The organism is Flavobacterium sp. W22_SRS_FP1 (assembly GCF_052113685.1).
Classification (GTDB): Bacteria; Bacteroidota; Bacteroidia; order Flavobacteriales; family Flavobacteriaceae; genus Flavobacterium.
In genome coordinates this window covers 33,656-59,086 of record NZ_JBGQOE010000020.1, presented here as the reverse complement: position 1 = coordinate 59,086, position 25,431 = coordinate 33,656, and the positions used below count along the sequence as shown (strand labels likewise).

General features: G+C 33.7%; 21 protein-coding genes. 5 read left to right on the top strand and 16 right to left on the bottom strand.

The window, feature by feature from the left end:
- The first annotated feature begins 237 nt into the window (after positions 1-237).
- Positions 238-924, top strand: coding sequence for an HNH endonuclease (locus ACEN2H_RS11710; RefSeq protein WP_441732576.1), 687 nt, complete (start codon positions 238-240; stop codon positions 922-924).
- On the top strand, positions 921-1,163 hold the full coding sequence (locus ACEN2H_RS11705) for a hypothetical protein (RefSeq protein ID WP_441732574.1): 243 nt from the start codon (positions 921-923) through the stop codon (positions 1,161-1,163). The genes ACEN2H_RS11710 and ACEN2H_RS11705 overlap by 4 nt, the downstream gene beginning before the upstream one ends.
- Before the next feature lie 90 nt (positions 1,164-1,253).
- Here the strand turns inward: ACEN2H_RS11705 and ACEN2H_RS11700 are convergent, their stop codons facing one another.
- Positions 1,254-1,877, bottom strand: coding sequence for an SOS response-associated peptidase (locus ACEN2H_RS11700; protein ID WP_441732573.1), 624 nt, complete (start codon positions 1,875-1,877; stop codon positions 1,254-1,256).
- A 375-nt stretch (positions 1,878-2,252) separates the two neighbouring features.
- Here ACEN2H_RS11700 and ACEN2H_RS11695 point away from each other — a divergent pair, with 375 nt between their 5' ends.
- Positions 2,253-2,552, top strand: coding sequence for a DUF6922 domain-containing protein (locus ACEN2H_RS11695; protein ID WP_441732571.1), 300 nt, complete (start codon positions 2,253-2,255; stop codon positions 2,550-2,552).
- An 80-nt stretch (positions 2,553-2,632) separates the two neighbouring features.
- On the top strand, positions 2,633-3,310 hold the full coding sequence (locus ACEN2H_RS11690; RefSeq protein WP_441732569.1) for a hypothetical protein: 678 nt from the start codon (positions 2,633-2,635) through the stop codon (positions 3,308-3,310).
- A 182-nt stretch (positions 3,311-3,492) separates the two neighbouring features.
- On the opposite strand, the gene ACEN2H_RS11685 is transcribed toward ACEN2H_RS11690, so the two are convergent.
- The 12 genes from ACEN2H_RS11685 to ACEN2H_RS11630 all read right to left on the bottom strand — a co-directional run bounded on the left by ACEN2H_RS11685 (position 3,493) and on the right by ACEN2H_RS11630 (position 20,017).
- Positions 3,493-4,227, bottom strand: a complete 735-nt coding sequence (locus tag ACEN2H_RS11685; protein WP_441732567.1) for a rhamnogalacturonan acetylesterase — start codon at positions 4,225-4,227, stop codon at positions 3,493-3,495.
- A gap of 26 nt (positions 4,228-4,253) precedes the next feature.
- Positions 4,254-5,603 carry a glycoside hydrolase family 28 protein gene (locus ACEN2H_RS11680; RefSeq protein ID WP_441732566.1) on the bottom strand — a complete coding sequence of 450 codons (1,350 nt, stop codon included), beginning with the start codon at positions 5,601-5,603 and terminating at the stop codon, positions 4,254-4,256.
- Positions 5,604-5,607: 4 nt separating this feature from the next.
- Positions 5,608-6,585 carry a pectinesterase family protein gene (locus tag ACEN2H_RS11675; RefSeq protein ID WP_441732564.1) on the bottom strand — a complete coding sequence of 326 codons (978 nt, stop codon included), beginning with the start codon at positions 6,583-6,585 and terminating at the stop codon, positions 5,608-5,610.
- Positions 6,540-7,643 (bottom strand): pectate lyase, encoded by a 1,104-nt coding sequence (gene pelA, locus ACEN2H_RS11670; RefSeq protein WP_441732562.1) that lies wholly within the window; start codon positions 7,641-7,643, stop codon positions 6,540-6,542. The genes ACEN2H_RS11675 and pelA overlap by 46 nt, the downstream gene beginning before the upstream one ends.
- A gap of 11 nt (positions 7,644-7,654) precedes the next feature.
- Entirely contained in the window at positions 7,655-9,277 is a 1,623-nt protein-coding gene (locus ACEN2H_RS11665; RefSeq protein ID WP_441732560.1) for a glycoside hydrolase family 43 protein, read from the bottom strand.
- 15 nt (positions 9,278-9,292) lie between these two features.
- Positions 9,293-10,507: a glycoside hydrolase family 88/105 protein gene (locus ACEN2H_RS11660; protein WP_441732558.1), complete on the bottom strand. Its 1,215-nt coding sequence runs from the start codon at positions 10,505-10,507 to the stop codon at positions 9,293-9,295.
- A 38-nt stretch (positions 10,508-10,545) separates the two neighbouring features.
- Positions 10,546-11,766, bottom strand: coding sequence for a glycoside hydrolase family 88/105 protein (locus ACEN2H_RS11655; RefSeq protein ID WP_441732556.1), 1,221 nt, complete (start codon positions 11,764-11,766; stop codon positions 10,546-10,548).
- Between the two features lie 3 nt (positions 11,767-11,769).
- Positions 11,770-12,738, bottom strand: coding sequence for a DUF4861 family protein (locus ACEN2H_RS11650; RefSeq protein WP_441732554.1), 969 nt, complete (start codon positions 12,736-12,738; stop codon positions 11,770-11,772).
- Between the two features lie 23 nt (positions 12,739-12,761).
- Entirely contained in the window at positions 12,762-13,724 is a 963-nt protein-coding gene (locus ACEN2H_RS11645) for an alpha/beta hydrolase fold domain-containing protein (RefSeq protein WP_441732552.1), read from the bottom strand.
- A gap of 85 nt (positions 13,725-13,809) precedes the next feature.
- The gene (locus tag ACEN2H_RS11640; RefSeq protein ID WP_441732550.1) at positions 13,810-15,438 is read right to left on the bottom strand and encodes a RagB/SusD family nutrient uptake outer membrane protein; all 1,629 of its coding nucleotides are present in this window, start codon (positions 15,436-15,438) and stop codon (positions 13,810-13,812) included.
- 12 nt (positions 15,439-15,450) lie between these two features.
- Positions 15,451-18,549 (bottom strand): SusC/RagA family TonB-linked outer membrane protein, encoded by a 3,099-nt coding sequence (locus ACEN2H_RS11635; RefSeq protein WP_441732548.1) that lies wholly within the window; start codon positions 18,547-18,549, stop codon positions 15,451-15,453.
- A gap of 28 nt (positions 18,550-18,577) precedes the next feature.
- Positions 18,578-20,017, bottom strand: a complete 1,440-nt coding sequence (locus tag ACEN2H_RS11630; RefSeq protein ID WP_441732546.1) for a glycoside hydrolase family 28 protein — start codon at positions 20,015-20,017, stop codon at positions 18,578-18,580.
- A 332-nt stretch (positions 20,018-20,349) separates the two neighbouring features.
- On the opposite strand from ACEN2H_RS11630, the gene ACEN2H_RS11625 reads away from it, so the two are divergent.
- On the top strand, positions 20,350-21,378 hold the full coding sequence (locus ACEN2H_RS11625; RefSeq protein ID WP_441732544.1) for a LacI family DNA-binding transcriptional regulator: 1,029 nt from the start codon (positions 20,350-20,352) through the stop codon (positions 21,376-21,378).
- Between the two features lie 57 nt (positions 21,379-21,435).
- Here the strand turns inward: ACEN2H_RS11625 and ACEN2H_RS11620 are convergent, their stop codons facing one another.
- The 3 genes from ACEN2H_RS11620 to ACEN2H_RS11610 are packed head-to-tail and all read right to left on the bottom strand — an operon-like array spanning position 21,436 to position 25,393.
- Entirely contained in the window at positions 21,436-23,052 is a 1,617-nt protein-coding gene (locus tag ACEN2H_RS11620) for a UxaA family hydrolase (protein ID WP_441732542.1), read from the bottom strand.
- 30 nt (positions 23,053-23,082) lie between these two features.
- On the bottom strand, positions 23,083-24,528 hold the full coding sequence (locus tag ACEN2H_RS11615; RefSeq protein ID WP_441732540.1) for a tagaturonate reductase: 1,446 nt from the start codon (positions 24,526-24,528) through the stop codon (positions 23,083-23,085).
- A gap of 49 nt (positions 24,529-24,577) precedes the next feature.
- Positions 24,578-25,393, bottom strand: a complete 816-nt coding sequence (locus ACEN2H_RS11610) for an SDR family oxidoreductase (protein WP_441732538.1) — start codon at positions 25,391-25,393, stop codon at positions 24,578-24,580.
- Between the last annotated feature and the right edge of the window lie 38 nt (positions 25,394-25,431).

Genomic DNA, 25,431 nt, shown 5'->3' with positions numbered 1-25,431 from the left:
CCGAGAAAAAGATTTAATTTTGAAACACCAAATTATATGTTTAACCAAAAAGTTGCATTAGTAACTTGAATTCAGCATGCTAAATACAAAGGTAATTGGCAAAGTGGTATCTGTCCTTCTTCTACTCATAATTATATTTTTATTTTTTCGGGGAAATCAGGTACTCAGCATGGCTACCAAGATGGCTGGGATAATCCGGATATATTCACCTATACAGGCGAAGGACAGTCTGGAGACATGAAATTCACCAGAGGTAATTTAGCTTTAAAAGACCATCTTAAAAATGGCAAACGAGTGTTTTTATTCGAAAGTGAATCAAAAGGTTTGGTACGATTTAAAAGTGAATTAGAATTCTATGATGTAGATTATTTTGAAACCAAAGATACTAGTGGTACTAATCGAATAGGGATTAAATTTTTCTTTCAAAGAAAAGGAGCTTTTCTGCCCATTCAGCCTTCCTTATTCCATCAGCCATTACTATTGGCAGAACCACCAGTTTTGTATGAAATCAATTTACCAATTTCAACAGAAAGAATTGGTTTAGTAACCTCTCGGGTTGGCCAAGGTGCTTATAGAAAACGAATTGTATACCGTTGGGAATACAAGTGTGCAGTCACAGGATTTAACAATCTTAATATCCTAATCGCTTCTCATATTGTTCCTTGGTCAGATTCTAATGACAATGAAAGACTAGATGTGAATAATGGAATCCTATTGTCTCCAACTTATGACGCACTCTTTGACCAACATTTAATCAGTTTTGAAAACAATGGAAAAATCATTTTATCAGATACAATTGAAAGTCAAGCCTATCAAAAGATTGGTCTAACAGGCAAGGAAAAAATCCTAAAATTCAATTCTCTCAATCCAAACTATTTAGACAGACACCGATTGCAATTTAACAACCTTAAAACAAGCCTATGAAATTTGGATTTAGAATGCCTTCAATTAGCAAAAAAATTGCGGCAAGAACCTCTGTAAAAAGAATCGTTAAAAATAAATTAGGCTTAAAAGCACCTCGAGGCTATGGATGGGTAACCAACCCCAAAAAATTTGTCTACAACAAGGTGTATAATAAAACATCAACAGGCTGTATGCTAAGTTTTTTGCTATTCCTGTCCTTGCCTACAGCGGTTATTTACCTGTGGAATCTTTGGTTTTAAAGAAAAACCCCCGCTGCCGCACGAATCCTTTCGGGTGGTCTATTTCCTCTAATTATTTACCCTTCTCGCACGCTAAGAAATTAGTAATAATTATACCTTAAGGGCTATCAAATTGGCTTGGTAGGGGAAAGCAAAGTCATTAATTGGATTAGATTGGTCTAGCCACGCTATTTCATCGGCTTTTTTTAACATCACAGGCATCCTTTGTTTCATGTTGTGAACATATTTCATCGTATCGTTGGCCTCTGTTGTTAGGATGGTATAGCTGTTTAGTGGCTCTCCTGTTTGAATGTCTTTCCAAGTACTGTAAAGACCTGCGAAAGCAAATATTTCAGCATCCTGTGAGTTAATTTGGTATTTCTCCTTTAGCTTTCCTTTCGGGTCGATCCAGCGCCATTCGTAATAGGCAGTAGCAATAATTAAGCATCGGTTATTAACCGCGTTTTTGAATGAAGCCTTTTCCTCAATGGTTTCAATTCTCGCATTCAAAGTGTTTTTTCTAAAATCCTTATTCCTAGCCCATGAAGGTATGAGTCCCCAACTGTAATTAGTAGATATTATATCAGGTCTTTTATCAACTATGATGGGTGTGTTCAAGTGAGCAAACCCATTAATCATATCTGATACTAAAAAAGCATCTGGATCATCGACAGTTGCTTTAAATCGTTTAGTAACCTCTTTGATCGAGGCATGTTGCTGAGTATAATAACACATATTTATTGCAGTTGAATTTTGGGAAAATCTTCAAAGATAAATTTAAGAAATAGCTGTGGAACTTAGCTTTAATTATATCTGTTGGACTAATGCACTAGATTGTTCTTTATAAAAGCTCGTCTGAAACTTCACCTCTGCTTTCCTTTGAATAAATTTAGTGTTTTTAATTAAGTATAAACTAAAGAATCGTTTATGACGAGTGCCAAATTTACATTAAAGTACATTCGTTGTGTTTTCTACACGGCATCCCAAGTGATCAAAATGCAATCTAATTTCAACGAATGATTTAGTAATTTAATACGGGTCATTCTCTTTTGAACATCTGTTTAACATTTATTAACGAATGTTATTAAAAAAAATCACTAATGTTGTATCGTGAAACAATCAGTAAACGTAGCAACAATTTTCCCTAAACACTTATTTTGGGATATGGACCATAGTAAACTTAGCCTCTCCAGAGATAAGGATATTATAATCCCAAGAGCTTTGTATGCCACAAACCAAGAAACTTTTGCAACAGATATTGTTAAACTAGAACAGTATTATTACAAAACACTAATTCTTAAATACCTCAAAATTAAAAAAGAGCGTATTAGCAACGAAGTTTGTGCAATGGTAGCAAAAAGATACAAAGTACCCACTTTTGCACGTTTCAAGCAAGTATCAGTGCAGTAAGTCCTATTCTAAAACAAACTATCTGAGAGTTACGAAATTTATCAAGCATCTCGCAATTTGCATTAGGTCTTGGTACAAATTTGGCTTTAAGATACAACCATCGCATATCAATTGACATCGATTTTATCGCTCCTGTAATCATTGGAAGAATTGGTTTTGACCAAATTATAGAAGAAGTTGAAAGCGTTTACGGTAAGAAGCAAGTTAATACAATGCTCCTAAATACAGAACTTGACGAACAATTTCTATTTTTAAAAATGTTTATTTCAAAAGAAGATCAAGTTATAAAAGTGGAGTTTTTGCAAAATATGAAATGCTTATTTATTCCAGAAGTATTTGATGGTATTCGAGTAATTCATAAAACAGACATTGGTTTATTCAAATTAATGAGTGCTTCAAATCGTTTTGCTAAGAAAGACATTTACAATTTAGACTATATAACTGATGAAATGCCTTTAATAGAATTATTCAATCAATTCAAAATCAAATCAGAAAAATTCAACCAATCGGAGCATAGGACAATTTTTGATTTAGATAACGAAATAAATCCAATCGACAAACCTGAATTACTTTTAGAATTCGATAGTGTAAAAATTTCAAAACAGAACAGACCATCACACTCAAGCGATAGAATAGAAGTATTAGAAAGCAGTAAACCATGGCAATTATTTAGATTAAATTGGCGTTCTAAAGTAAGAGAACTATACAATTATCTTGGCAAAGATTTTCCTACTCCAACAGGTGTCAGAATAAAGTGATCATTTAAACACTTATTTGCATAGTCCTCAAAGGAAAAAGGAATTTCAAAAAAACATACACGTTAAAAATCCGCGACAACTCAGCTGAGGAATGTGGAAAATCATTTTGATTTTCCACAATAAAATCGCCCAATATTTTCTTTCATTTGGGAACTAATTAGGTTAAAATTTAAATAAAAAATTTAGTTTTTTATATATCTTGCTAAAACGAGAATAGTACTTTTTAATTCTTCAACTACAATCTTAGCTATTTCAGTAGCTCCTTGCTCAGATAGATGGGTATTATCCTCTTTTCCCTGAGGATAATACCCTATTTCGCCAGGCTTGTAATGCAGGTGTAGTTTTTTTGACTGCTCTGGGCCATAAGCGGTTTCTAATAATTCAGAATAATACTCTAAATCTATAAAGGGTACATTATATTCCTGAGCAACCAATCGAGTTTCCATGGGATAATCGCCATGAGTGGGAACTAAAACACCTTGCTCATTAAAATTTCTGCGAACTATAGAGGAAAATAAAACAGGAATCGCACCTTTGGCTCTAGCCTCATTTACAAACCGAATTAAATTATAGCGATAAGCAGTATGCGGATTTGTATATCGAGTGGAATCTGCAATTTTTTCGTCATTATGGCCAAATTGTATAAAAACATAATCGCCTGGTTTTAAAATCTTATAAATCGAATCCCAACGTTTTTCATTTATAAAACTACGCGTACTTCGTCCGTTTACAGCTTTATTAACGATCGTAATATCATCATTAAAAAAAGAGCCTAATACTTGTCCCCAACCATGTTCTGGATTTTCAATAGCTTTAACTTTATTGGCCATAGTAGAATCACCGATTAAATAAATCCTTGTTTTTTGGGCAAAACAGTTTAGTGAAATTAGTAGTAAAAGGAAGGGAATATTCTTCATACTTTCATATTTTTTTCTAAATTAATTTACTTTGCAGAGGTAGGAATTGTAGCCTTTTCACCAATTACAACTTCATTTATCATTACATTTTCGGTGTTATTAACTGTCATTCCATTTTTTGCAGACTGTATTGTTATATGGTCGAGTTTGATATTTTTTACTTTTTCATCAGGGAATCCTTCAATAACGATTCCCGTATTACTAGCTTCAATACAGCTAATGTTGGTAAAAGAAATATCGGAAACTTTTGAAGGAAACAATCCACTGCCTTCTCCGTGATAATTAGCGGTGATATAAATGCAATCTTCTACTTTTCCGAATGCCAAATTATTAAAATAAATATCTTTAATATAACCTCCCCGATCAGAATTTGTTTTAATAAAAATACCTCTTTTTAAATACCCACTGAATTTGCTGTTTTCAACAAAAACATTTTTGACTCCAGCTGACATTTCACTTCCTATAACAATAGCATGCAAACCTTTGAATTCACAATTTCGAATTACAATATTTTCTGAAGGTGTTTCCGAATTATTGCGTCCTTCATTATCTCTACCTGCTTTAATGGCAATATTGTCATCAGCATTGTCAAACAAAATATTTTCAATTAGTATATCGCTAGAATATTCAGGATCAATACCATCGTTGTTATTGTTATGGGCATTGTATTTTACTCCTCGGATAGTTATACTTTTGCTTTTTAGCAAATGGACACACCAAAAAGGAGAATCTTCTATTTGAATGTTTTCAATAAGAATATTTTTAGAATTGACAAACTGAATCAATTGGGGTCTTAAATAATGACCTTCACCAAAAATTCGCTCCTTTACTGGAATGTTTTTATGATTCATTGCTCTACTTAAAAGTTGGTCTTTCTTTTCAAGCGGCTTCCATTTTATCCAGGTATTTTTGGCTTCTCCATCAATTATTCCGTTTCCGGTGATGGCCACATTCTCGACCTTATTGCCGTAAATCATTGGACTATAATTATAGAGCATTGTTCCTTCCCAACTTGTTAAAACTAGGGGATAATCTTTTGTATTAGAACCAAAACGGATTTTTGCTCCATCTTCTAAATGTAATCTTACGTTGCTCACGAAATGAATGGGACCGTTTAGCGTATAAATCCCTTTTGGAACAATTATGGTTCCACCGTTATTTTTTTTGCAAAGTACCATTGCCTCATCAAAAGCAGCTTTGCAATTAGTTATAGAATCACCTTTGGCGCCAAGCTTTGTTACTTCAATTTTGAACGAAGGAATTTGAGGCAACTGAATGCGTTTGATAATTGTATTAACTTTATCAGATGTAAAACTATTATTTTGAGCAAAACAGTTTAAGGAAATAAGCAGTAAAATGAGAAGTCTATATTTCATAATTCTAGTTGTATTTTAAATACATTTCTTTTATTATTTTGGAAAATTCAACACCCAAAATATTTTCAATTGTATATTTTTTCTCTTCCGATTTTCGTAATTGATGTGACCACGAAACTCTTTTATCAGGCTGAAATCCTTCTCCTGAACATTTATATTCTGCGTAAAACGCTGTTTTTTCTGCTTCTGGTTTTGACCAATTATGCCATCCTTCGGATTTTATATGTTTCCCAATATCGCAATTGATAAAAACAGTTTTAGCATAAATACGCCAAGGTCTTCCTAGATAAACAGCATCGGTACTCTCATCTGCTATCAACTTGCAGTTTTTAAACACATAACCAAAAGCAGTATTTTCTGGAGTTGAAGCTGCTGTTATATAAGAGTTCTTTTTACTCTTAACAATACAGTCTTCGAATAAAACAGTCGCGTCTCCAAAAATAAAATCAGTGGTCCCTTCAATATAACAGTCTTTAAAATAGTTTTTAGTTCCTTCTCCAGAAGTGTAAAGTGTATCTTGATTGCCTAAAAAAGAACAATTACTAAAAACAATACGATTCGCATTTACATTCAACGCTACTGCTTGTCCCACCTCGCCAGATGAATTTTGAATCGTTAAGTTTTTAGCAAAAAAATCATTGCCTTCCACTAAAACAGTATAAGTATGAAAAGTGCTGTTTCTACCGATATTAATTTTATTAAAATAATCATCATACGTAATTATGGTTTTCTCACGACTTTCACCAATCAATGTGATTTTTGGGTTCCAAGAATAAATTTTAACCTTCTCATAGTAAACCCCATTTTTCACAAAGATGATAATTCTATCATCTGGAAAAGCTTTTGCAGCATTTATAGCATCTTGAATTTTGGTAAAATCGCCACTTCCATCTTGAGCAACAATAATATTAAAGTCGTCTTTTGGCGTTTTAGTTTCTAATTTTTCAGACCGATCCTTCCCGATGAGATTTTTTTTTTCCACTTATCGTATGCTTTCAAAACCTCTTTTGGCTCATTTGTATACCAAGCGTAACCGTTTCTCCGTTCTTCACCAATTTCAGATAGTGCATATTTCTTGATACCATCTCTATCAGAGAAGAATGGTTTATTGTCATCCAGTTCCATGAAGCGCGCCCATATTGCAGGTGCATTGACATCTGGTATCATTTTCTTGTCAATTATTTTACCTTCTGCATTCAATATTCGATCTTCTCGTAGGCTATTTATTTTCACTTGTTCAAACCACGCAACTGCACTATTTACTGCAGTAATTACTTCTTTAGAGGGATTGTCAAGCGACATTAATAACAAAACTATTTTAGCCGATTCTTTTCCGCTCAATGAAGGCAGTTCATAAGCACGTGCTTTCGCTGGTAAAAGCGTATTTTCATCGTGTTGCGCACACCAACTGGTTAAGACTCCGTTTTGTTTGTATTGTGTTTTTATGATACAGTCAATCCCTTTACTGAACGCTAATTCAATTTTTTTAATCGTTTCATCTGAAGCCTTTATCGAAAAATAATCCGTTTTATCTTTAATCTCTTCAAGTACGTTTAATATGTTGACCATCGAGTCGTCATTATAGGTAATGTGCGTATAGTAGCCTTTTTTTAATGGATAAAATTGTGGCCAACCTCCATTATCGTATTGCGCTTCTAATATATAATCTAATCCAGCTAGAAAAGCACTTTTATACCTTTCGTCAGGAACTTGTCTGTACATTTTTGACAAAAAAACCATTTCTTGATAGGTTGCGCCATTATCTGTAGTGATATTATGCATATCACTTTTTAGCGCCAATAGTTCCTTTTTCTCTTCATCTGAAAGTGGTTTTTGCATTTGAATGTTCTTTGGCCAACCACCAATATTGCGCTGGTAAAGCAACACATTTTCGGCAATAACTTTAGCTTCCGCAGAAACAAACCAGTTCCCTTCAGGCATTTCAGTAATACTTTTCCATGATTTATCAAGCACTTGAGCAAATGTATTAACTGCTAAAAAAACAAGTAGCACAACGCTCCATTTTTGAAATTTTTTCATTTTATTTAATATTAATTAGTAACTCTAAACCAGTCTATTAAAACATTCCCTGCGTCATTTGTCACTCCATTTCGAAGTGCCAAAAAACCTATTTTTGCACCAATCCATTTTCCTTCTCTAGCTGCAAAACTAAAACCAATAGATTTGAATTTTTCTCCGTCGCCACTATAATAAAAATCACATGTTCCACCCTTGCTTACTTTTACCCGCAGATAAAAACTATTGCTTTCTAATTTGTATTTACCATTCTCTGTTTCTAAGCCTTTTTTATCTGCATTCTTACAGATAATTTGAGAGAGATAAAGAGAACCATTTGATTTTTTTACTTTTAAATAGCTATAATCTAAGCCCATAATCAGAAGTCCCGTTTCTTCTTCATCAAAACGAGCATTGAAAGTCATTTTGGTTGTTGCTGTAAATTCCTCTGCAGGAAATTTTTGTAACAATAAATTACTAGCACCAAATAAGTTGGTTGCTTCATTTGGCATAGCTTGGCAATACATCGCATAATAACCCATAGTAGAAGGAAAAGCCCAATATACTTGTGGATTGGCATGCCACTGCCATTGCAAACCTAATTTTGGCAAATTAAACTCATCTGAATCAGGAGGTGTTACTATTGGATGCGATTTTCCAACATTGGGTTTTTTATAAGCCATAACCGGCTCCCCTATTCCATCTCCATCTTTATCATTTCCAATAACCGGCCAATTGTTCACCCATCTCATGGGTTGCAAATGAACAACCCTACCATAAGCCCCTTTATCTTGAAAATGAAAAAACCAGTCTTCACCTGTTTGTGTTTGTACCCAAGCCCCTTGATGCGGACCGTTGATTGCCGTTTTACCTTGGTCTAGTACTTTTCTTTTTTCATATGGACCGTAAATACTTTTAGCTCTTAATACCGTTTGCCCTCCTGTAGGTACACCTCCTGCTGGTGCAAAAACATAATAATATCCGTTACGTTTGTATAATTTAGGGCCTTCAATAGTTGACTCATCTTCGTGGCCATCAATAATAATAGTATCATCATTATTAGCTACAGTTCCCGCTGCATTCATACTACAAATCGCTAGAAGACTTTTGATACCTGCTCTACTTCCTGCGAATGCATAAGCCAAATAAACTTGCCCATCGTCATCCCATAAAGGTGAAGGATCGATTAATCCTTTCCCTTCCTTTACTAAAATTGGTTCGGACCAGACCTTTTTAGGATCTTTAGCTTTAACCATATAAATTCCATAATCTGGGTCAGGATAATATATATAGAATTCATTATGATGAAATCTTATGCAAGGTGCCCAAACTCCATTCCCATGCCCTGGTTTATCATAGACATCTAAGGGAGATTGCTTTTGCATTGCATAATTAACCAACTCCCAGTTGACCATATCTTTCGAATGAAGAATTGGCAAACCTGGAATACAATTAAAAGAGGAAGAAGTCATATAATAATCATCTCCAACTCGTATTACATCCGGATCAGAATAATCAGCATCTAAAATGGGGTTTTTATAGGTTCCATCTCCGTTATCAGCAACCCATACTTTTGAAATGCTACTCTTATTATTTCCTTGAGCCATCACAAAGTGACTACCCAAAAATAATAATACAATGACTTTCAAAAATCTCATGCTATCTTTTTTAAATTATCTGTTTAATTCTAAAGCCGCTAATATAAAAGGCCCAGTAGCTTTAGGATCGTTGTCTTGTTTTCGTTCATTTACATAATATTCGTAAGAACCGTCTCTATAAGGATTTCCTCCTAGTCCAGCAACTGCACAAGCTTGGGTGATGGCAACTTCACCATCTACACTTACTATTATTAACTTTTCTGTCAAACCATCAAAAGCTTTATTAGCTATTGCCTTATATTTTGCTGGTAAATAGCCTTTGTTTGCTCCTTTTGCAAAAGCATAAGCAAACATAGCGCTTCCCGATGCTTCCAAATAATTACCTTCTCTATTTCCTTGATCAGTAACCTGATACCACAATCCCGATTTATCTTGGAATTTAACTAAGCTCTCTGCCACAGCATTCAAATACCCAACCAATTCTTTTCGTTTTGGGTGTTCTTTAGGAAAATAATCCAGAACATCTACTAAAGCCATAGCATACCAGCCAATGGATCTTGACCAAAAATTGGGAGATGTTCCCGTTTGTGAATTGGCCCAAGCCATTTGTTTGCTTTCATCCCATCCATGGTACAATAAGCCTGTTTTTTTATCGGTTGCGTGCAATTGAATTAATTCGAATTGATGGGCTATATCATCCAAATTTTTTCCATTCTCAAACGTAGTTGTGTATTGCGCATAGAATGGTTCTCCCATATACAATCCGTCTAACCACATTTGGTTTGGATATACTTTTTTGTGCCAGAAACCACCACTTTTTGTTCTTGGTTGTTCTTCTAATTGTTTTCTAAGCGTTTGCATCGCAATTAAATAACGAGGCTCTTTAGTTTGCTCATACAAATTAAAAAGTAAACGACCCGCTACTACCATATCAATATTGTAATTTTGAATTTTGTAGGTCGCTATAGTTCCTTTTTCATCAATCAAAATATCTGCATAACTCTTGATATAATTATAATAAAGAGGATTTTTTGTTTGTTTGTAAAGCTCTTCAAAAGAGGTTAAAACAAGACCGTGTACATAATCCCAATGGGGTACTTTTGAATCATCAATCATATACGACTCGGTATGATTTTTCATTAGTGTAAGTGCCATACGTTCTGACCATTTTAAGTCAGTTGAAATTTCACTACCATTATCCTTTTGAGAAAAACCTTTACAACTTAGAAGCAATAATAAATAGAATATTGCTACTGTTACTAGATAATTAATCCGTTTTATTGTCATCATGCTATTATATTTTAATTTTACTGTTCTGTATGAAATCCTCATTTATCTAGTTCTATTGCTGCGAGTAGAAAAGAACCTAATCCGTGAGAATTATCCGCTTTTATTTTTTCACTCATATAATACTCAAATGAGCCATCTCGATATGGGTTCCCGCCAAGACCAGCACTTCCACAAACCTGAGTGATATGTAGTTCACCGCTGTCATCTACTTTGATAAAGTTACTTACTAAACCTTTAAAACCTTTTTCTGCCATCTTTTCATAATCAGGTGATAAGTAACCCTTATGAACACCTTTTGCTAAAGCATATACCAACATAGATGAGCCAGAAGCTTCAAGATAATTACCCTTCCTGGTTTGCAAATTAGGAACTTGATACCATGATCCTGATTCGTCTTGGTATTTACCTACGGCAGAGGCTAGCTCCTTTAAATAAACTACTAATTCTTTTTGTTTAGGATGGTCCTTTGGAAAATAATCCAAAACATCCACTAGAGACATCGCGTACCAACCAAGTGCTCTTAACCAAACATGAGGTGCTGTTCCCAACCTTTTATCAGCCCATGGAATCTGTTTGCTTTCATCCCAAGCATGAAAATACAAAGTTGTCTTTTCATCAAATGTGTGATCATGTAGTAATTCAAACTGAAGTGCAACATCGTTTAACTTATCTCCTCCTTCAAATTCAGAAGTATACCTTGCATAAAAAGGCTCTCCCATATACAAGCCGTCCAACCACATTTGGTTTGGATATATTTTTTTATGCCAAAATCCACCCGATGCAGTTCTAGGATGATCTTCAAACTGTCTTCTTAAAGTTTTTAATGCGGTAAGATACTTATGCTCCTTTGTTTTATCATATAGATTAAACAGTATTTTCCCCGCGTTTATAAAATCAATATTATGATCTTGAGTATTGAAATTTTGAAAAGACCCTGAATTATCTATCAATTCATCAGCATAATTTTTTATATAATCGGAATATTTTGGATTATTGGTTATGACTTCTAACTTTTCATAAGCTGTTAAAATCATTCCTATTTTATAATCCCATTTTGGCTCTAAATGATTATCAATTTGCCAAGCTTGTGGATGTCTTTTAATTATCGACAACGCCATACGTTCCGACCATTTTAAATTAATTGGAATGATATTTTCCTTATTACATTCTTCTTTTTGTACTTTATTTTGTGCATTAAAGTTTGTATTGAAAAACAATATAAAGCCAACCCAAATAAAAATATTTTTTAAGTTATTCATAAACTAAAGTTTATTTTTTTTGTTTAAATCTGCTAGTTTTCCATTCAAATATTCAACGAATTCCGTTTGAGATTTGATACCACCTTTCTCCTGCTCCCAAGCTCCCAAAAAATAAAATGAAGTAGGAGATATTCTAGGCTTAAAAATTAAAAGATGATCAAATTCTGCATCTACTAAATATTCGATTGTACTAACTTCATAAAAAATAGCCATTCCTAGTTGATCTGGAACTAAAGATTGAGAACCATAAGTAGCAATATAAGCCCATTTTTTATTTTTACTTTCATTTTTAAGCAATTGAGTGTTTTTTTGTTTTACAATTCCAGTACAAATTCCTTCAATTGCTTTTGACGGATGAATAGTGTGTCGCGTATAACGTTGATTCGGTTTAATAGTAAGCTCAGAAGTAAAATCAATTTTATCAGAAGCTGTTTTCCAACCATAATAATTCACCGTAACACTAGAGTTATAGGCGTTGTTTTCGACCTTAGCAATTGTGGAATCCACTTCATAAAAATGAAGTCTTTCATTATTAAGATAACGATCAATCGACCCAATTCCGATTCCTTTGCCCGCCTTTAGTATATCAGCACCCCAATCACTCATTTCATGATAAGAATCAAAACCGTCCTGTCCAATTTTTGATAAAATAATTTCTTCTGTTTTCTTACCAAAAATATCAATTGCATTTCTCCAATCTAAATACAGACGGTATCCAATTTTATTACTTTCCCAACCTGGTCCTTCATAACGTATATCAAAAGAATGATCTGTATGTTCCGGAGCCAACTTAAGCTTCTGAACATTCTTGAATGCTCCACCAATGTATTTTCTACCCTCCCAATTACCTCCTTCTTTAACAGAAATCTCTGAATAGGTTTTTGACGTTGTAATTTGTTGCTTTTCTTGTGCTTTGCACGATGATGCTATCCAACCTAAAACGATGACCGATACAATTTTTACTATTTTCATTTTTATGTTGATTTGAAAATTACTTATTCGTTTTTAACTTTAAAAATTTTATCTAAAAAATCAGTTGCACTTTCCACCATTTCTTCAAACCAGGGATCGAAAAACCAAAAGGAATGTGGTGAATTATGAATGTTTTTTATTTTACTATAGATTCCAAATTCATTCAATTTTACAATCATATCATCTCTTCCTGCATGAAAACGAGGAATATCACTATTGACAAACAAAATTGGAGGAGTATTTTCATCAACATGATAAAGAGCCGAAGCTTGATTCCATATTTCGGGTTTTTCTTCATAGCTACCTCCTAACCATAATGCGGCAACTTTTCCTTCTTCTGATTCTGGATGCTTGAATGCCAAGATACCATCCATATCGACTACCGCTTGTACATTTGTAGATGATTTATGCGAACTTTTTCCTTCCTCAAAACTTTTATTACCATTAGTAGTTCCAACTAAAGCTGCCATTTGTCCGCCTGAGGAACAGCCTAAAATAGCGACTCTAGTCGTATCTACATTAAATTTAGCAGCGTTATCTTTAATAAATTGGATAGCACTTTTAACGTCAAATATAGCTGCTGGATATTTTGCTTCTGGAGACAATCTATATTCAACTGCAAAACATGAATATCCTTTTGAAGCAATCTCAATTGCCATTGGCTCCATATGTGATTTATTCCCAGATTTCCAGCCTCCGCCATGAATCATTATTACCCCAGGCTTTATATTATTGGATTTCTTATAAAAAGCATCTAAATGCAATTCCCTTGATCCTACTTTTCTATAAATAACATCCTTAAACTCATCTACTTCTTGATGCTTCTGTTTTATTACAAATTTAATAAAGGGAAATTTAAATTTCTCTTTATTAAAAGTGCTATTTACGGTATAGGATGTATCTATATTAAATTTACTTTGTGATGAAATTACATTCATACAAAAAAACAAAAGCCAACATGCGTTTTTTAATCCTATTTTTAGCATAATTATTATTCAAAAAAAAAAGGAGCTTGGCTACTGACCAAGCTCCTCATTAAACTAAACTCAAAAAAAACTCAACTCTATTATATTAATATCCTGGATTTTGAGCGAAATCTTTATTTTGATTTAAGTCTAAAGCTCCTTGTGGTATTGGTCTTAAAATCTTAAGTGCTCCATTTGCCCCGGCAAAATTACTAGTTTCAATTAAGTAATTATGAGCAGCAGCTCTTTCAACTAATTTACCCGTACGTTTTAAATCAAACCAACGGTGGTATTCACCTAATAATTCTCTTCCCCTTTCATCTAATATATAATCAATATCAAAATCACCAAGAGTTGCAGCAGTAACACCTGCTCTTTTTCTGACTTCATTTAAGCGATCTAAACCAGTTGCGGGAGTAGTTTGTAAATAAGCTTCTGCAGCGATTAAGTAGGTTTCTCCTAAACGAGACAAGATAACATCTCTTGTACTTACTTTACCGGCACTAAAAGGAGTTGTAGTCAAAGGATCGTCAAATTTTCGTACTGGAATCGTACTGTAATCAAAAGAATTAATTACTGAATGATCCGCTGAATATTCTCCCCAAGGATGATATTCAAAACTTGCTGAAAGATTAGCTGTAGCTAAGTAATTTGCTTTATCCAAAGCGGTAAACCATTGTGGCTCATAAAAATCCAAAACCTTTAATTTACTATGATCCGCAACTCTATAGTAATCATAATATGATTCATATATTTCAGTCATAAAGGTAGCACCCCAACGCTTATCGTCTTTAGTAAATAAACTTAATGCAAAGTCTGTTGGGCATAAAGTATAACTCCTATTTGGCATTTTGCCAGCAACTTCAGTACCTCCTAAATAAGAACTAAAATAATAAAATTGCTGATTTCCTAAATTTAAAGGATCTATACTAACAGAACCTTTATCATATTGAACTGAAAAAATAGTTTCAGCATTGTTATCATTCCCTGGTTTAAACAATTGATCACTAGCAAGACTTAATAATTGACCTCCAATTGCAGCGTCAGCATAACTGGCAGCAGTTGCAAAATCACTTGCGCTTGCAAAAGTTTCATATCCTCTAGTCAAATATACTTTAGCCAGCAAATCTTGAACGGCTCTTTTGTTTACTTTTCCATTATATGCGCCAGAACCTACGCTAGTAAGTGCGGCTTCTAAATCAGTTATGATTTGAACGTACACCTCTTCTGCTGAATTTCTTTCAAAAGACAAAACTGGAGATGAAATATATTCAGTAACGATTGAAACTCCTCCATATGTTTGCACCAATAAGAAATAAGCATTAGCTCTCAAAAACTTTAATTCACCGACTATAGCACTGATATCTGAAGTTTCCTCAGTAATAGTTGAAAAATGCAAAGCCATGTTTGCTGTTTGAATAGCTTGATAACAAGAGTTATACAATTGATCTACTCCTTCAGAAGAAGGAATTAATCCCGTATATTGACTTAGCCCAACTGGTTCGATTCCTCTCCCTTTTGCATACAAATCAGTACCTGCACAAAATAACCAAGGTTCCCCACCATAGATCTCCCTTAGTTGAGAATAATTAGAATTTACTAATGCTTTAAAACCATCTTTTGTAACATAAAAACTTTCAGCGGTAACATTTGATAGATTTTCTTCCTCAATATAACTACTACAAGAGCTAAAAGTCGTTACAATTACTCCTAATATTAATATTATTTTTTTCATCTTATTTCTTTATTAAAATTTAACACTTAATCCCAATTGATACGTAATAGATGCTGTACGTCCCACACCTAATCCTGCAGCAGCCCATTCTGGGTCATACCCTTCATAATTTGTTATTACAAATGGATCTAGAACATTAGCATAAATTCTAAAATTACTTATTTTTAATTTTTTGATTAAGTCAGAGTCTAAACTATATCCTAGCGATATATTTTTAACTTTTACAAAAGAGGCATCTTTATAAAAAGCAAAATTACTACCCCAGTACGCTCCTTCATATCTAGGACGTGGACTTGTATTAGATGTCATTTCTTGGATACCCGCACCATTCTCTGGAACATACCAATCAGCTAAGTCTAATTTTTGACGCCCTCTATCAGCTGTATCAGCAAAATTATCATGAAATCTACTTAGAACTGTGACACCTTGATTTGTTATAACTGAAACATTAAAATCAAAATTACCCACAGTCAATTTAGAATTTAAACTTCCTGACCATTTAGGGTCTGTATTTCCAACAATTGTTCTATCATCAGCGTCAATTTTACCATTATTATCTAAATCTTTTGGTCTAGCTTCACCAGGTTTTTGATTATATACAGCCGCTTCAGTAGCTTGATCCGCTTGCCAAATTCCATCAAAAACATAGTTATAAAGCGAATGTATATTTTCTCCAATAAACAAGTTATTTCCAATATCATCAACTTCTTTTTGATCATATAGCGACACTAACTTATTTGTGTTTTTAGTAAAGGTAAAAGTAGTCTCCCAAGAAACATTCTTTGTTCTTATGTTCTTAGTGGTTATCAGAGCTTCGAATCCTTTATTACTAACAGAGCCAACATTTGAAAAAGTTGTAGCCCATCCTGATTCTCTAGGAAGTGCTTGCGCAAATATTAAATTATCAGATAATCTGTCATAAAGATCTACGCTACCGGTTATTCTATTGTTAAAAAAGCCAAAGTCAAAACCAAAATTTAATTCTCTAGTTTTTTCCCAAGACAATTCCTTATTAGCTAATGAATTTGCCAACCAACCATTTGCAGCTGTTGAATTAAAATCATAGTACGTCTGTTGGTTTAATCCATTCAAAGTAGAATACGGATCCACAGTATCATTTCCTGTGTACCCAATACTTGCTCTTAATTTTAAATCCGAAATAGTAGAACTGTTTTCTAAAAAAGATTCTTTATTTAATTTCCAAGCTAATGCAACAGAAGGAAAAAACTCCCATTTATTTCCATCAGATAGCACTGAAGACCCATCCCATCTATTTGAAGCTGTTACCAAATATTTATCCATGTATGAATAATTGATACGCGCGGCATATGAACTTAACGTGTTTTTCTCAAAACTTGAACCAACGTTGAAAGTTGACTGAGCTCCTGCACCTACATTATAAAATCCAGTGTCAAAAGGCTGAGAGGATGAAAAAAGATAAGAAGTTTCTGTTCTGTTTGAATATAAACTTTGCAGCCCTAAGAAACTGAATACATGATCCTTATTTAGTGTATAGTTAATATTAAACTGATTATCCCAAGTATAATTAAAATTATTATAATTAGACATTGATGATGAAATAGATTTACCTCGAGATTGACCTAGATTAGTTTCAATACCGTAAGCTTCTCCTGTTCTGTAATCTGCAATACCTGCAGAATAAGTTGTTTTAAATGAAAGCCATGTTATAGGTTTGTATTCTAAAAAGATACTACCAACTGTTTTCCATTTTTTTCTCTCTTGAGTAGAGTTAGCAATCTCTAACAAGGGATTTAGGGTACTTGTTTTATTTATAGCTGAAGTCCCATTAGGATAAGTTAACTTACCTGGTTGAAAAAATAATTCACCTATTATTTCGTTCCCATCTGCGTCAATTGCCCAAGGTGAGGTAAGAGGGTTTAATCGAAAGGCTTCTTGCATAGCTAAATCACTACCCAATTTCTCGTCAACATGACTAACCGTTATATTTGCACCCGTAGCGAACTTATCGTTGATTTTATGATTTACGCCCGCTTTAAATGAATATTTATTAAGACCTTCTTTATCAATATTTCCAGTTTCATTCTGTACTCCAAAACCTAGATTATATCCGATTCCATTTTCTGATCTTCCAGAAATATTTACATAATTATTTTGTGTTATCCCGTTATCAAGTACTGCATCATACCAATTAAAAGTATATCCAGAAGCAGCTCTGGAGGCTAACAATCCACTTCCGTTGCCAGCTGAGGAAGCATTTACTTCTGGAGTGTCGTTTAAAGGCGTTTTGCTTAAGTAAGCTGATTGATGGTAATACCACCATTTTTCGCCACTCATCATTTTTGGTAATCGTGCAACTTCCTTAGTACCAAAAGAAGATTCTAATGATACCGAAATCCCAGATTTAGCAGTAGCACCACTTTTAGTAGTTACTATTACAACTCCACTCGCTCCCCTAGATCCATATATCGCCGCTGAAGAAGCATCTTTTAATACATCAATTCTTGCAATATCTTGCGGATTTAAAAAGTCTATCCCATCTGTTGGTACTCCATCAACAATGAATAATGGACTTGAACCATTCAATGAGTTAGACCCTCTGATAGTAACATTGTACCCATCACCAATACGTCCTGTATTTGATGTGATTTGGACACCGGCAATATTTCCTTGGATTGCTTCCAATGGATTTGTTGCATTTCTTTGAGTTATATCTGCAGCACCTAAACTACTTACAGCACCTGTAAGATCTGTTTTTTTGACACTACCATAACCTACAACTACAACTTCTTGTAGCGATTCTGACTCTGATTTAAGTACAATAGTAATGTTTTTAGACCCAGCTACATTAATATTCTGCGTTGTAAAACTAATATAACTGATGCTCAAAACTGCCTTTTCCGTAGTTAACTTCAAAGCAAACTTTCCATCAATATCAGTACTAACGGTATTGACCGTTCCTTTTTCAATAATATTAACACCTGGCAATGTATTACCTGATGCATCCTTTACCGTTCCTGTTATAGTATTCCCTTTTTGGGCACTAGCCTCATTTCCCATAAATACGGTCAAAATGAGAACAAAAGCAAAGCACCAATTCGTGCCCTTTTTAAATAGTTTTTTAATAATCATAGTTTTAATAATTTAGTGGTTTAATTAGTTATTTATTGATGTATTTTTTTTGATCTAAGGGGATATTCTCTATTAGGCAACCATTGATATAGGTTTCAATTAGTTTAAGCCCTTCTAAGTTTTCAATTGAATACGGTTTCTCTACCTTCTCAATCACTACATTGTCCAAAATTACATTTGCTATTGGTGATTCTTTATATCCTTTTGCCAATATCCCATACTTGCCTCCGTCTTTAACTTTTATGTTCTCAAGAAATACATTTCGTACTTGAGGAATAAAATCACCTTCTTGGTTTCCGTATATTCCATAAAACATATTAATTTTTAATACGGCTTCTTTTACTTGTCCTACTTCTAAGTTTCTTACATAGATATTTTCAATAAGTCCACCTCTTTTTGAATTCGTTTTTATTCTAATTGCCCTTTCAAGATTAGGACTATCCATAATACAATTTTCAACAAAAACATTTTTTACTCCTGCTGAAATTTCACTGCCAATTACCACACCTCCATGCCCATCAATCATCTTACAATTTTGCACAATAATATTTTCACTTGGCATAGCCACACGTCTACCATCAGCATTTCTCCCTGATTTTATAGCAATACAATCATCTCCAGTATTAAAGGTGCAGTTCTTAATAATAACGTTTTTAGAATATTCCGGATCACAACCATCATTATTAGGTCCATGACTTTGTACGGTTACACCGTCAATCGTAACGTTGGATGATTTCATAGGGTGAATAACCCAAAATGGAGCATTTATAATTTTTACTTCTTTCAATAATACATTTGTACATTCAAAGAAATCAACAAAAGTTGGCCTTAAATAATGTCCTTCTCCAAAAACTCTTTCAGAAACAGAAACACCCTCTTCAGCCATATCCATTAAACGAAATAAATTCAATGGGTCTTTTTGGTTAGGCATCCCTTTAGACCATCCATAGGTTTCGCTTCCACTCCACAACCACCAGTTTTCATTTGACGCCTGTCCGTTTAAGACTCCTTTTCCTGTTACAGCAATATTCGACTTTTTATACGCATAAATTAAAGGGGAATAATTCATTAGTTCCGTACCTTCGTACGAGGTGTGAACAATTGGATAATCTAACGGATTTGTACTGAATAAAATTTCAGCACCCTCTTCTAAATGTAAATTAACATTATTCTGCAAATTTATTGGTCCAGTTAAGTACTTCCCCATAGGAATTAATACTGTTCCTCCACCTTCAATAGAACAAGTTAAAATAGCTTTATTTATAGCTATTGTATTATCGACCTTTTCATCAGCTAACGCTCCAAAATCAAGAATACTATATGTTTTATCATTAAAAAAAGGAACTTCAATACCCTTAACAATGCTGTCCATAATACGCCATTGCTTTCCTGCAACTTCCATTTGCTGACTTCCCTTGCAAGAAATAAATAACATAGTAATCGCCAATAAAATATATTTTTTTTTCATATGGATAAATTTGTAACCTCAATTTTGCACGTTATAAATTTCTCTATTTGATCAGAGCAAATTAATACTATGCAATCGATTACACAAACATAAATATTAATTACCATAAAAACAAAAAAAAAAACATTAAAATGCTATTAGTATAAAATTTAATCTTTATTTTTATATTAATTGTAAAAATAAATACGAATTTATCTACATTTAGGAATAATACGGAGATCTGAAATCTACTTAAAGACCTTTATGATTTTTTTAGGTAATCGATAGCATAAAAATTTATTTAACCAGAAAAAAACATTAATTTTACTAACTTTAAAAATGAATGTACAAATATGAGTGAAAAAACAACGATTTACGACATTGCAAAAAAACTCAAAATATCGGCTGCAACAGTATCTAGAGCATTAAATAATAATCCAAAAATAAGCGAAAGTACATGCAAACTGGTTCAAGAAACAGCGGCTAAAATGAATTACAAACAAAACCGACTTGCGTTAGCTCTTAAAAGTGGCAAAAGCGGAAACATAGGTGTAATTGTACCACGTATCAACACTAACTTTTTTGGAACAATAATAAGAGGAATTGAAGAGGAATTACATACCAATAAATACAACGTTATTATCTGTCAAACTCATGAAGATGAAAATAGAGAAATTGAGAACATAACTACATTACTTGATGCACAAGTGGATGGCATAATGATCTCCGTCACTAATGTCTCTAAAAATAATGAAAAAATTATCAAAAGTGTACTAAATAAAAAAGTACCTCTAATATTTTTTGACCGAAAAAAAAATATTGATGGGGTTAGCTCTGTAACAATTGATGATTTTAACGGGGGTTACATCGCTACAAAACACCTCATTGATCAAGGCTGCAAACGAATAGCACATTTGAGTGGTGATCAAGCTTTAGAAATTTACGAAAACCGTTTTAAAGGATATCAACAAGCATTACTTGATAATAGCATTGAATTTAACGAAAGTTATGTTATTCGATCTAAAAGTAGCCTAGAGGATGGTGCTATTGCAACCACTAAGTTATTAGCGTTAAGCCCCGCCCCAGACGCTATATTTTCCGCTAGTGATTTTGCTGCATTAGGCGCTATACAGGAACTTAAAGCAAATGGTATAAAAATTCCACAAGATTTTTGTGTAGTAGGCTTCGGTAATGAGCCTTTTACTAAATTCATGGAGCTTTCCATTTCTACGGTTGACCAATCGCCTCTTGAAATGGGAAACATGGTAGCTAAGGTATTTTTGGAGCAAATAAACCATATTGAAAACTTCAAAATGGAAAAGAAGATTGTCTTAAACCCAATTCTACATGTTAGAAAATCATCATCTAGAAAAGATGTATAAAAAAAGCGTGAAAGAACAACCTTTCACGCTTTAGAATTTAAACAAAACCAAAAAAAATTATAACGAAACGCCTCTCTTCCAAGGAATGAAATCATTCTGATTTAAAATAGCAGCTTTCGTCTTTATTGTACCACTTGCCACGTTAATAATAAATTCTAGCATTTCATCAGCCATTTCATCTATTGATTTTTCACCTGTAATAATTCCACCGGTGTCAATATCAATAATATCTGACATTTTTTTAGCTAGTTCAGAATTGGACGAAATTTTTACAACTGGTGCAATTGGATTTCCCGTAGGAGTTCCTAAACCTGTTGTAAACAAAACCATATTCGCACCAGAACCTACCATGGCTGTTGTACATTCCACATCGTTGCCTGGAGTACATAGCAAGTTTAAACCTGGTTTTGAAATATATTCGCCATAGTCTGAAACACCAACAATTGGGGAAGTACCGCCTTTTTTGGCTGCACCTGCTGATTTCATAGCATCAGTAATCAAACCGTCCTTAATGTTACCTGGAGACGGATTCATATCAAAGCCCGATCCTGCATCAACAACTGTTTTTTCGTACCATTTCATCAATTCAAGAAATCGAACTCCATCCTCATCCTCATTGCAACGGTTTACTAATTCTTGTTCAACACCGCACAATTCAGGGAATTCTGAAAGTATCGTTGTTCCTCCTAATGCAGTTAACATATCCGAAGTTACTCCTAATGTTGGGTTAGCTGAAATTCCCGAAAATCCATCTGAACCTCCACATTCTAAACCTATCGTTAATTTCGATAATGGCGCTGGAGCTCTTTCCAACGCATTTGCTTTTTTGATTGCCTCAAAAGTATCTTTTACAACACTACTTAACATTGCCTCAATAGTTCCTATTTGTTGTTGATCATAAATCAAAACAGGCTTTTTACTATTAGGGTTGATTTCGTTTAAAGCATCTTTAAATATCTGAATCTGTAAATTCTGACAACCCAAACTTAATACCGTTGCTCCCGCTACATTAGGATTATTTACATATCCAGCTAATAACTTAGCTAAACTATGCGAATCCTGACGAATCCCTCCACAACCACCTTGATGCGTGATGAATTTTACTTCTATATTTTTGAATAAATCAGCTTCCGCAGATTTTGCAGCTGCTTCTGTTGAACCATTCTCTCCACTTACTAATGAACGAAGTAACAATTGATAGTCGTTCTCTTTCGGTTTCATTAATTCCTTTTCGAAAATATCTTTTAAGATTTCGATATTTCTGTTTTCACAAAAAACCAATGGAAAAAACAACCAAACATTTTCGGTTCCAACTTGTCCATCTTCTCTATGATATCCTTGAAAAGTCCTATCTTTCCATTTATCTACGTTAGGTACGGTCCAACCAATTGCTTCAGTTTTTCCAGTAACTTTATCGCTTTCATGTTTAACATTTAGAGTTGATAGTAGGCCACCTTTTTCAATGCGTTCACTTGCCTTACCCACTAAAACGCCATACATGATAATACGATCTCCTATTTCTAAGGTAGTCATCGCAATTTTATGCTTCATTTTTACATCAGAAAGCACTTTTATCAATTCTCCTTCAAATTGTATCTCTTCCCCTTGAGTGAGATTTACTAATGCCACCGCAACATTGTCCGATGGATTTACTTTTATTAATTTTTTTTGCATAATTATAAAAACTATAATTGGTGACTAATACTAAACTTTTTTAAGGAAATGAACAAAACCTTGCTCAATTCCATTTGCTTCAATCTCGTTCAAAGCCAAAACTAACGCCTCTGATAAACCTTTTACCTTTGTTAAATCTTCTCCCCAGAATTCAGTATTTGATAAGGTTTGACCTACTACTTTTGCAGTGTCATTCGATGCCCAAATTTCTTGAAAAACGTTTGTTATTTCTTTGCTGTCATCTACCGGTAAAGATGTTTCTTTCCAAGTTCCTTTGTAAAAACGAATCAAACAGGCAAATGCAAAAGTCAAGTTCGTTGGTACTTTATCATATTTTGAGATGTACTCTAAAACACTTGGTAACACCCTTACTTTAAATTTCGAAATAGAATTCAAAGCGATACTAGATAAATTATGTTTGATAAACGGGTTTCTAAAACGATCTAAAACATCGGCAGCAAAAAGATCTAATTCTGCTTTGTCCATTTCAATTGTTTCATTGATTTCATCAAAAATAGCTTGATTGATAAATTTACCTGTGAATGCATTATCTACTGTTTCTTTTACAGTTTCATTTCCATACATTAATGAAAAAGGAACCATCGCAGTGTGCGCTCCATTTAAGATTCTTACTTTTCTTGTTCTATACGGCTGCATATCTGCAACAATTTTTACATCAAGATTTGTTTTATGAAATGGCAATTTAGCTTTCAAATCTTCTCCTCCTTCAATAACCCACAGGAAAAAGGTCTCGGCAGTAACAATTAAATTATCTACATAATCTAATTCTTTATTGTAAGCATCTATTTCGGCTCTTGGATATCCTGGAACAATTCTATCAACAAGCGTATTGTGAAACGAATTGTTTTCTTGGATCCAATTTTTGAAATCAGCTCCCAAATTCCAATCCTCACTGTATTTTAATATAATTTCTTTTAAAGTATCAGCGTTATTATTGATTAATTCACAAGGAATTATCGCCAAGCCTTTTGCTGCATCTCCATTAAAATATTTGAATCTTTCATGCAAAAGCACCGTCAATTTTGCTGGATAAGAACTTGGTGGTTGCATAGTAGGAGTATCGGTACTTACATAAGCAATACCGGATTCTGTTGTATTCGAAATAATAAATGCCAATTCATCCTCTTTGGCTAAAGCCAAATAATCATTGAAATTAGTATACGGATTGATTCCTGAAACCAAATTTGAAATTAATGTTTTCTCTTGAACCTCTTGTCCTTTTGTCAAGCCTTTCATAAACAAAGTATACAGGCCATCCTGGTCGTTTAGCATATTGACCATTCCGTTTTCAATAGGCTGTACTACTGCAATTCCAGCATTAAAATCAACTTTTTCATTTAGTTCTTGAAAAGCATAATCAATAAATGCTCTTAAAAAATTCCCTTCTCCAAATTGCACTACTTTAATAGGCTGCAATTCCTCTAAACCTGTATTTATTCTATTTAATTTTTTCATTATATATGGATATAAAATGTACTTTTATTTTTGATGAATTTGCCGATATTTAAACACCACTATAAACAGAGAAGCCTCCGTCAACAGTGATTTTTGAACCGGTAACAAACTTAGAATCGTCACTTAGTAACCACACTAATGCGCCTTCGAGTTCTTGTGCTGTCCCAAAGCGATTAAAAGGGGTTTTATTGATTATTAAATTTCCTCTTTCAGTCAAGCTGCCGTCTTCATTTGTTAAGAGTGTTTTATTTTGTTCTGTCAAAACAAATCCGGGAACTATAGAATTCATTCTAATTTTATCTCCAAACCGTTTTGCTAGTTCCACTGCAAACCACTGCGTATAACAATCAATTGCTGCTTTACCTAAGCTGTATCCCAACACTTTAGTAACAGCAAGATGAGCCGTTACTGAAGAAATATTTACGATACTACCAGAGCCATTATTTTTTATTGCTTCTCCAAAAACTTGTGTTGGCAATATTGATCCAAACAAATTCAGATTCATTGCTTCTTGAATGGCCGACATATTCAGCTTAAAAAGATCTTGATTAGGTTGCACTACTGCTTCTGGAATATTTCCTCCTGCAGCATTTACCAATCCGTCAATTTTACCAAAAGCATCTGACATTTTTTCTCTTGCGGCTATTAGCTGTTCTTCATTTGTTACATCTGCAATCAACGGAATCGCTTTTCCGCCTTGCTCAACTATTCTATTCGCACGTTCGGTAGCAATTTTTTCATTCCGTCCTAAAATTCCAATTGCACCACCTGCTTTAAAGACACTGTTGATAAAAGAATCTCCAATAATACCAGTACCTCCAGTAATTACGATGGACTTTCCCACTAATGATAAATTGTTTCCCAAAATCGTATCTGTTTTTATTTATTCAATGGTCACTACTT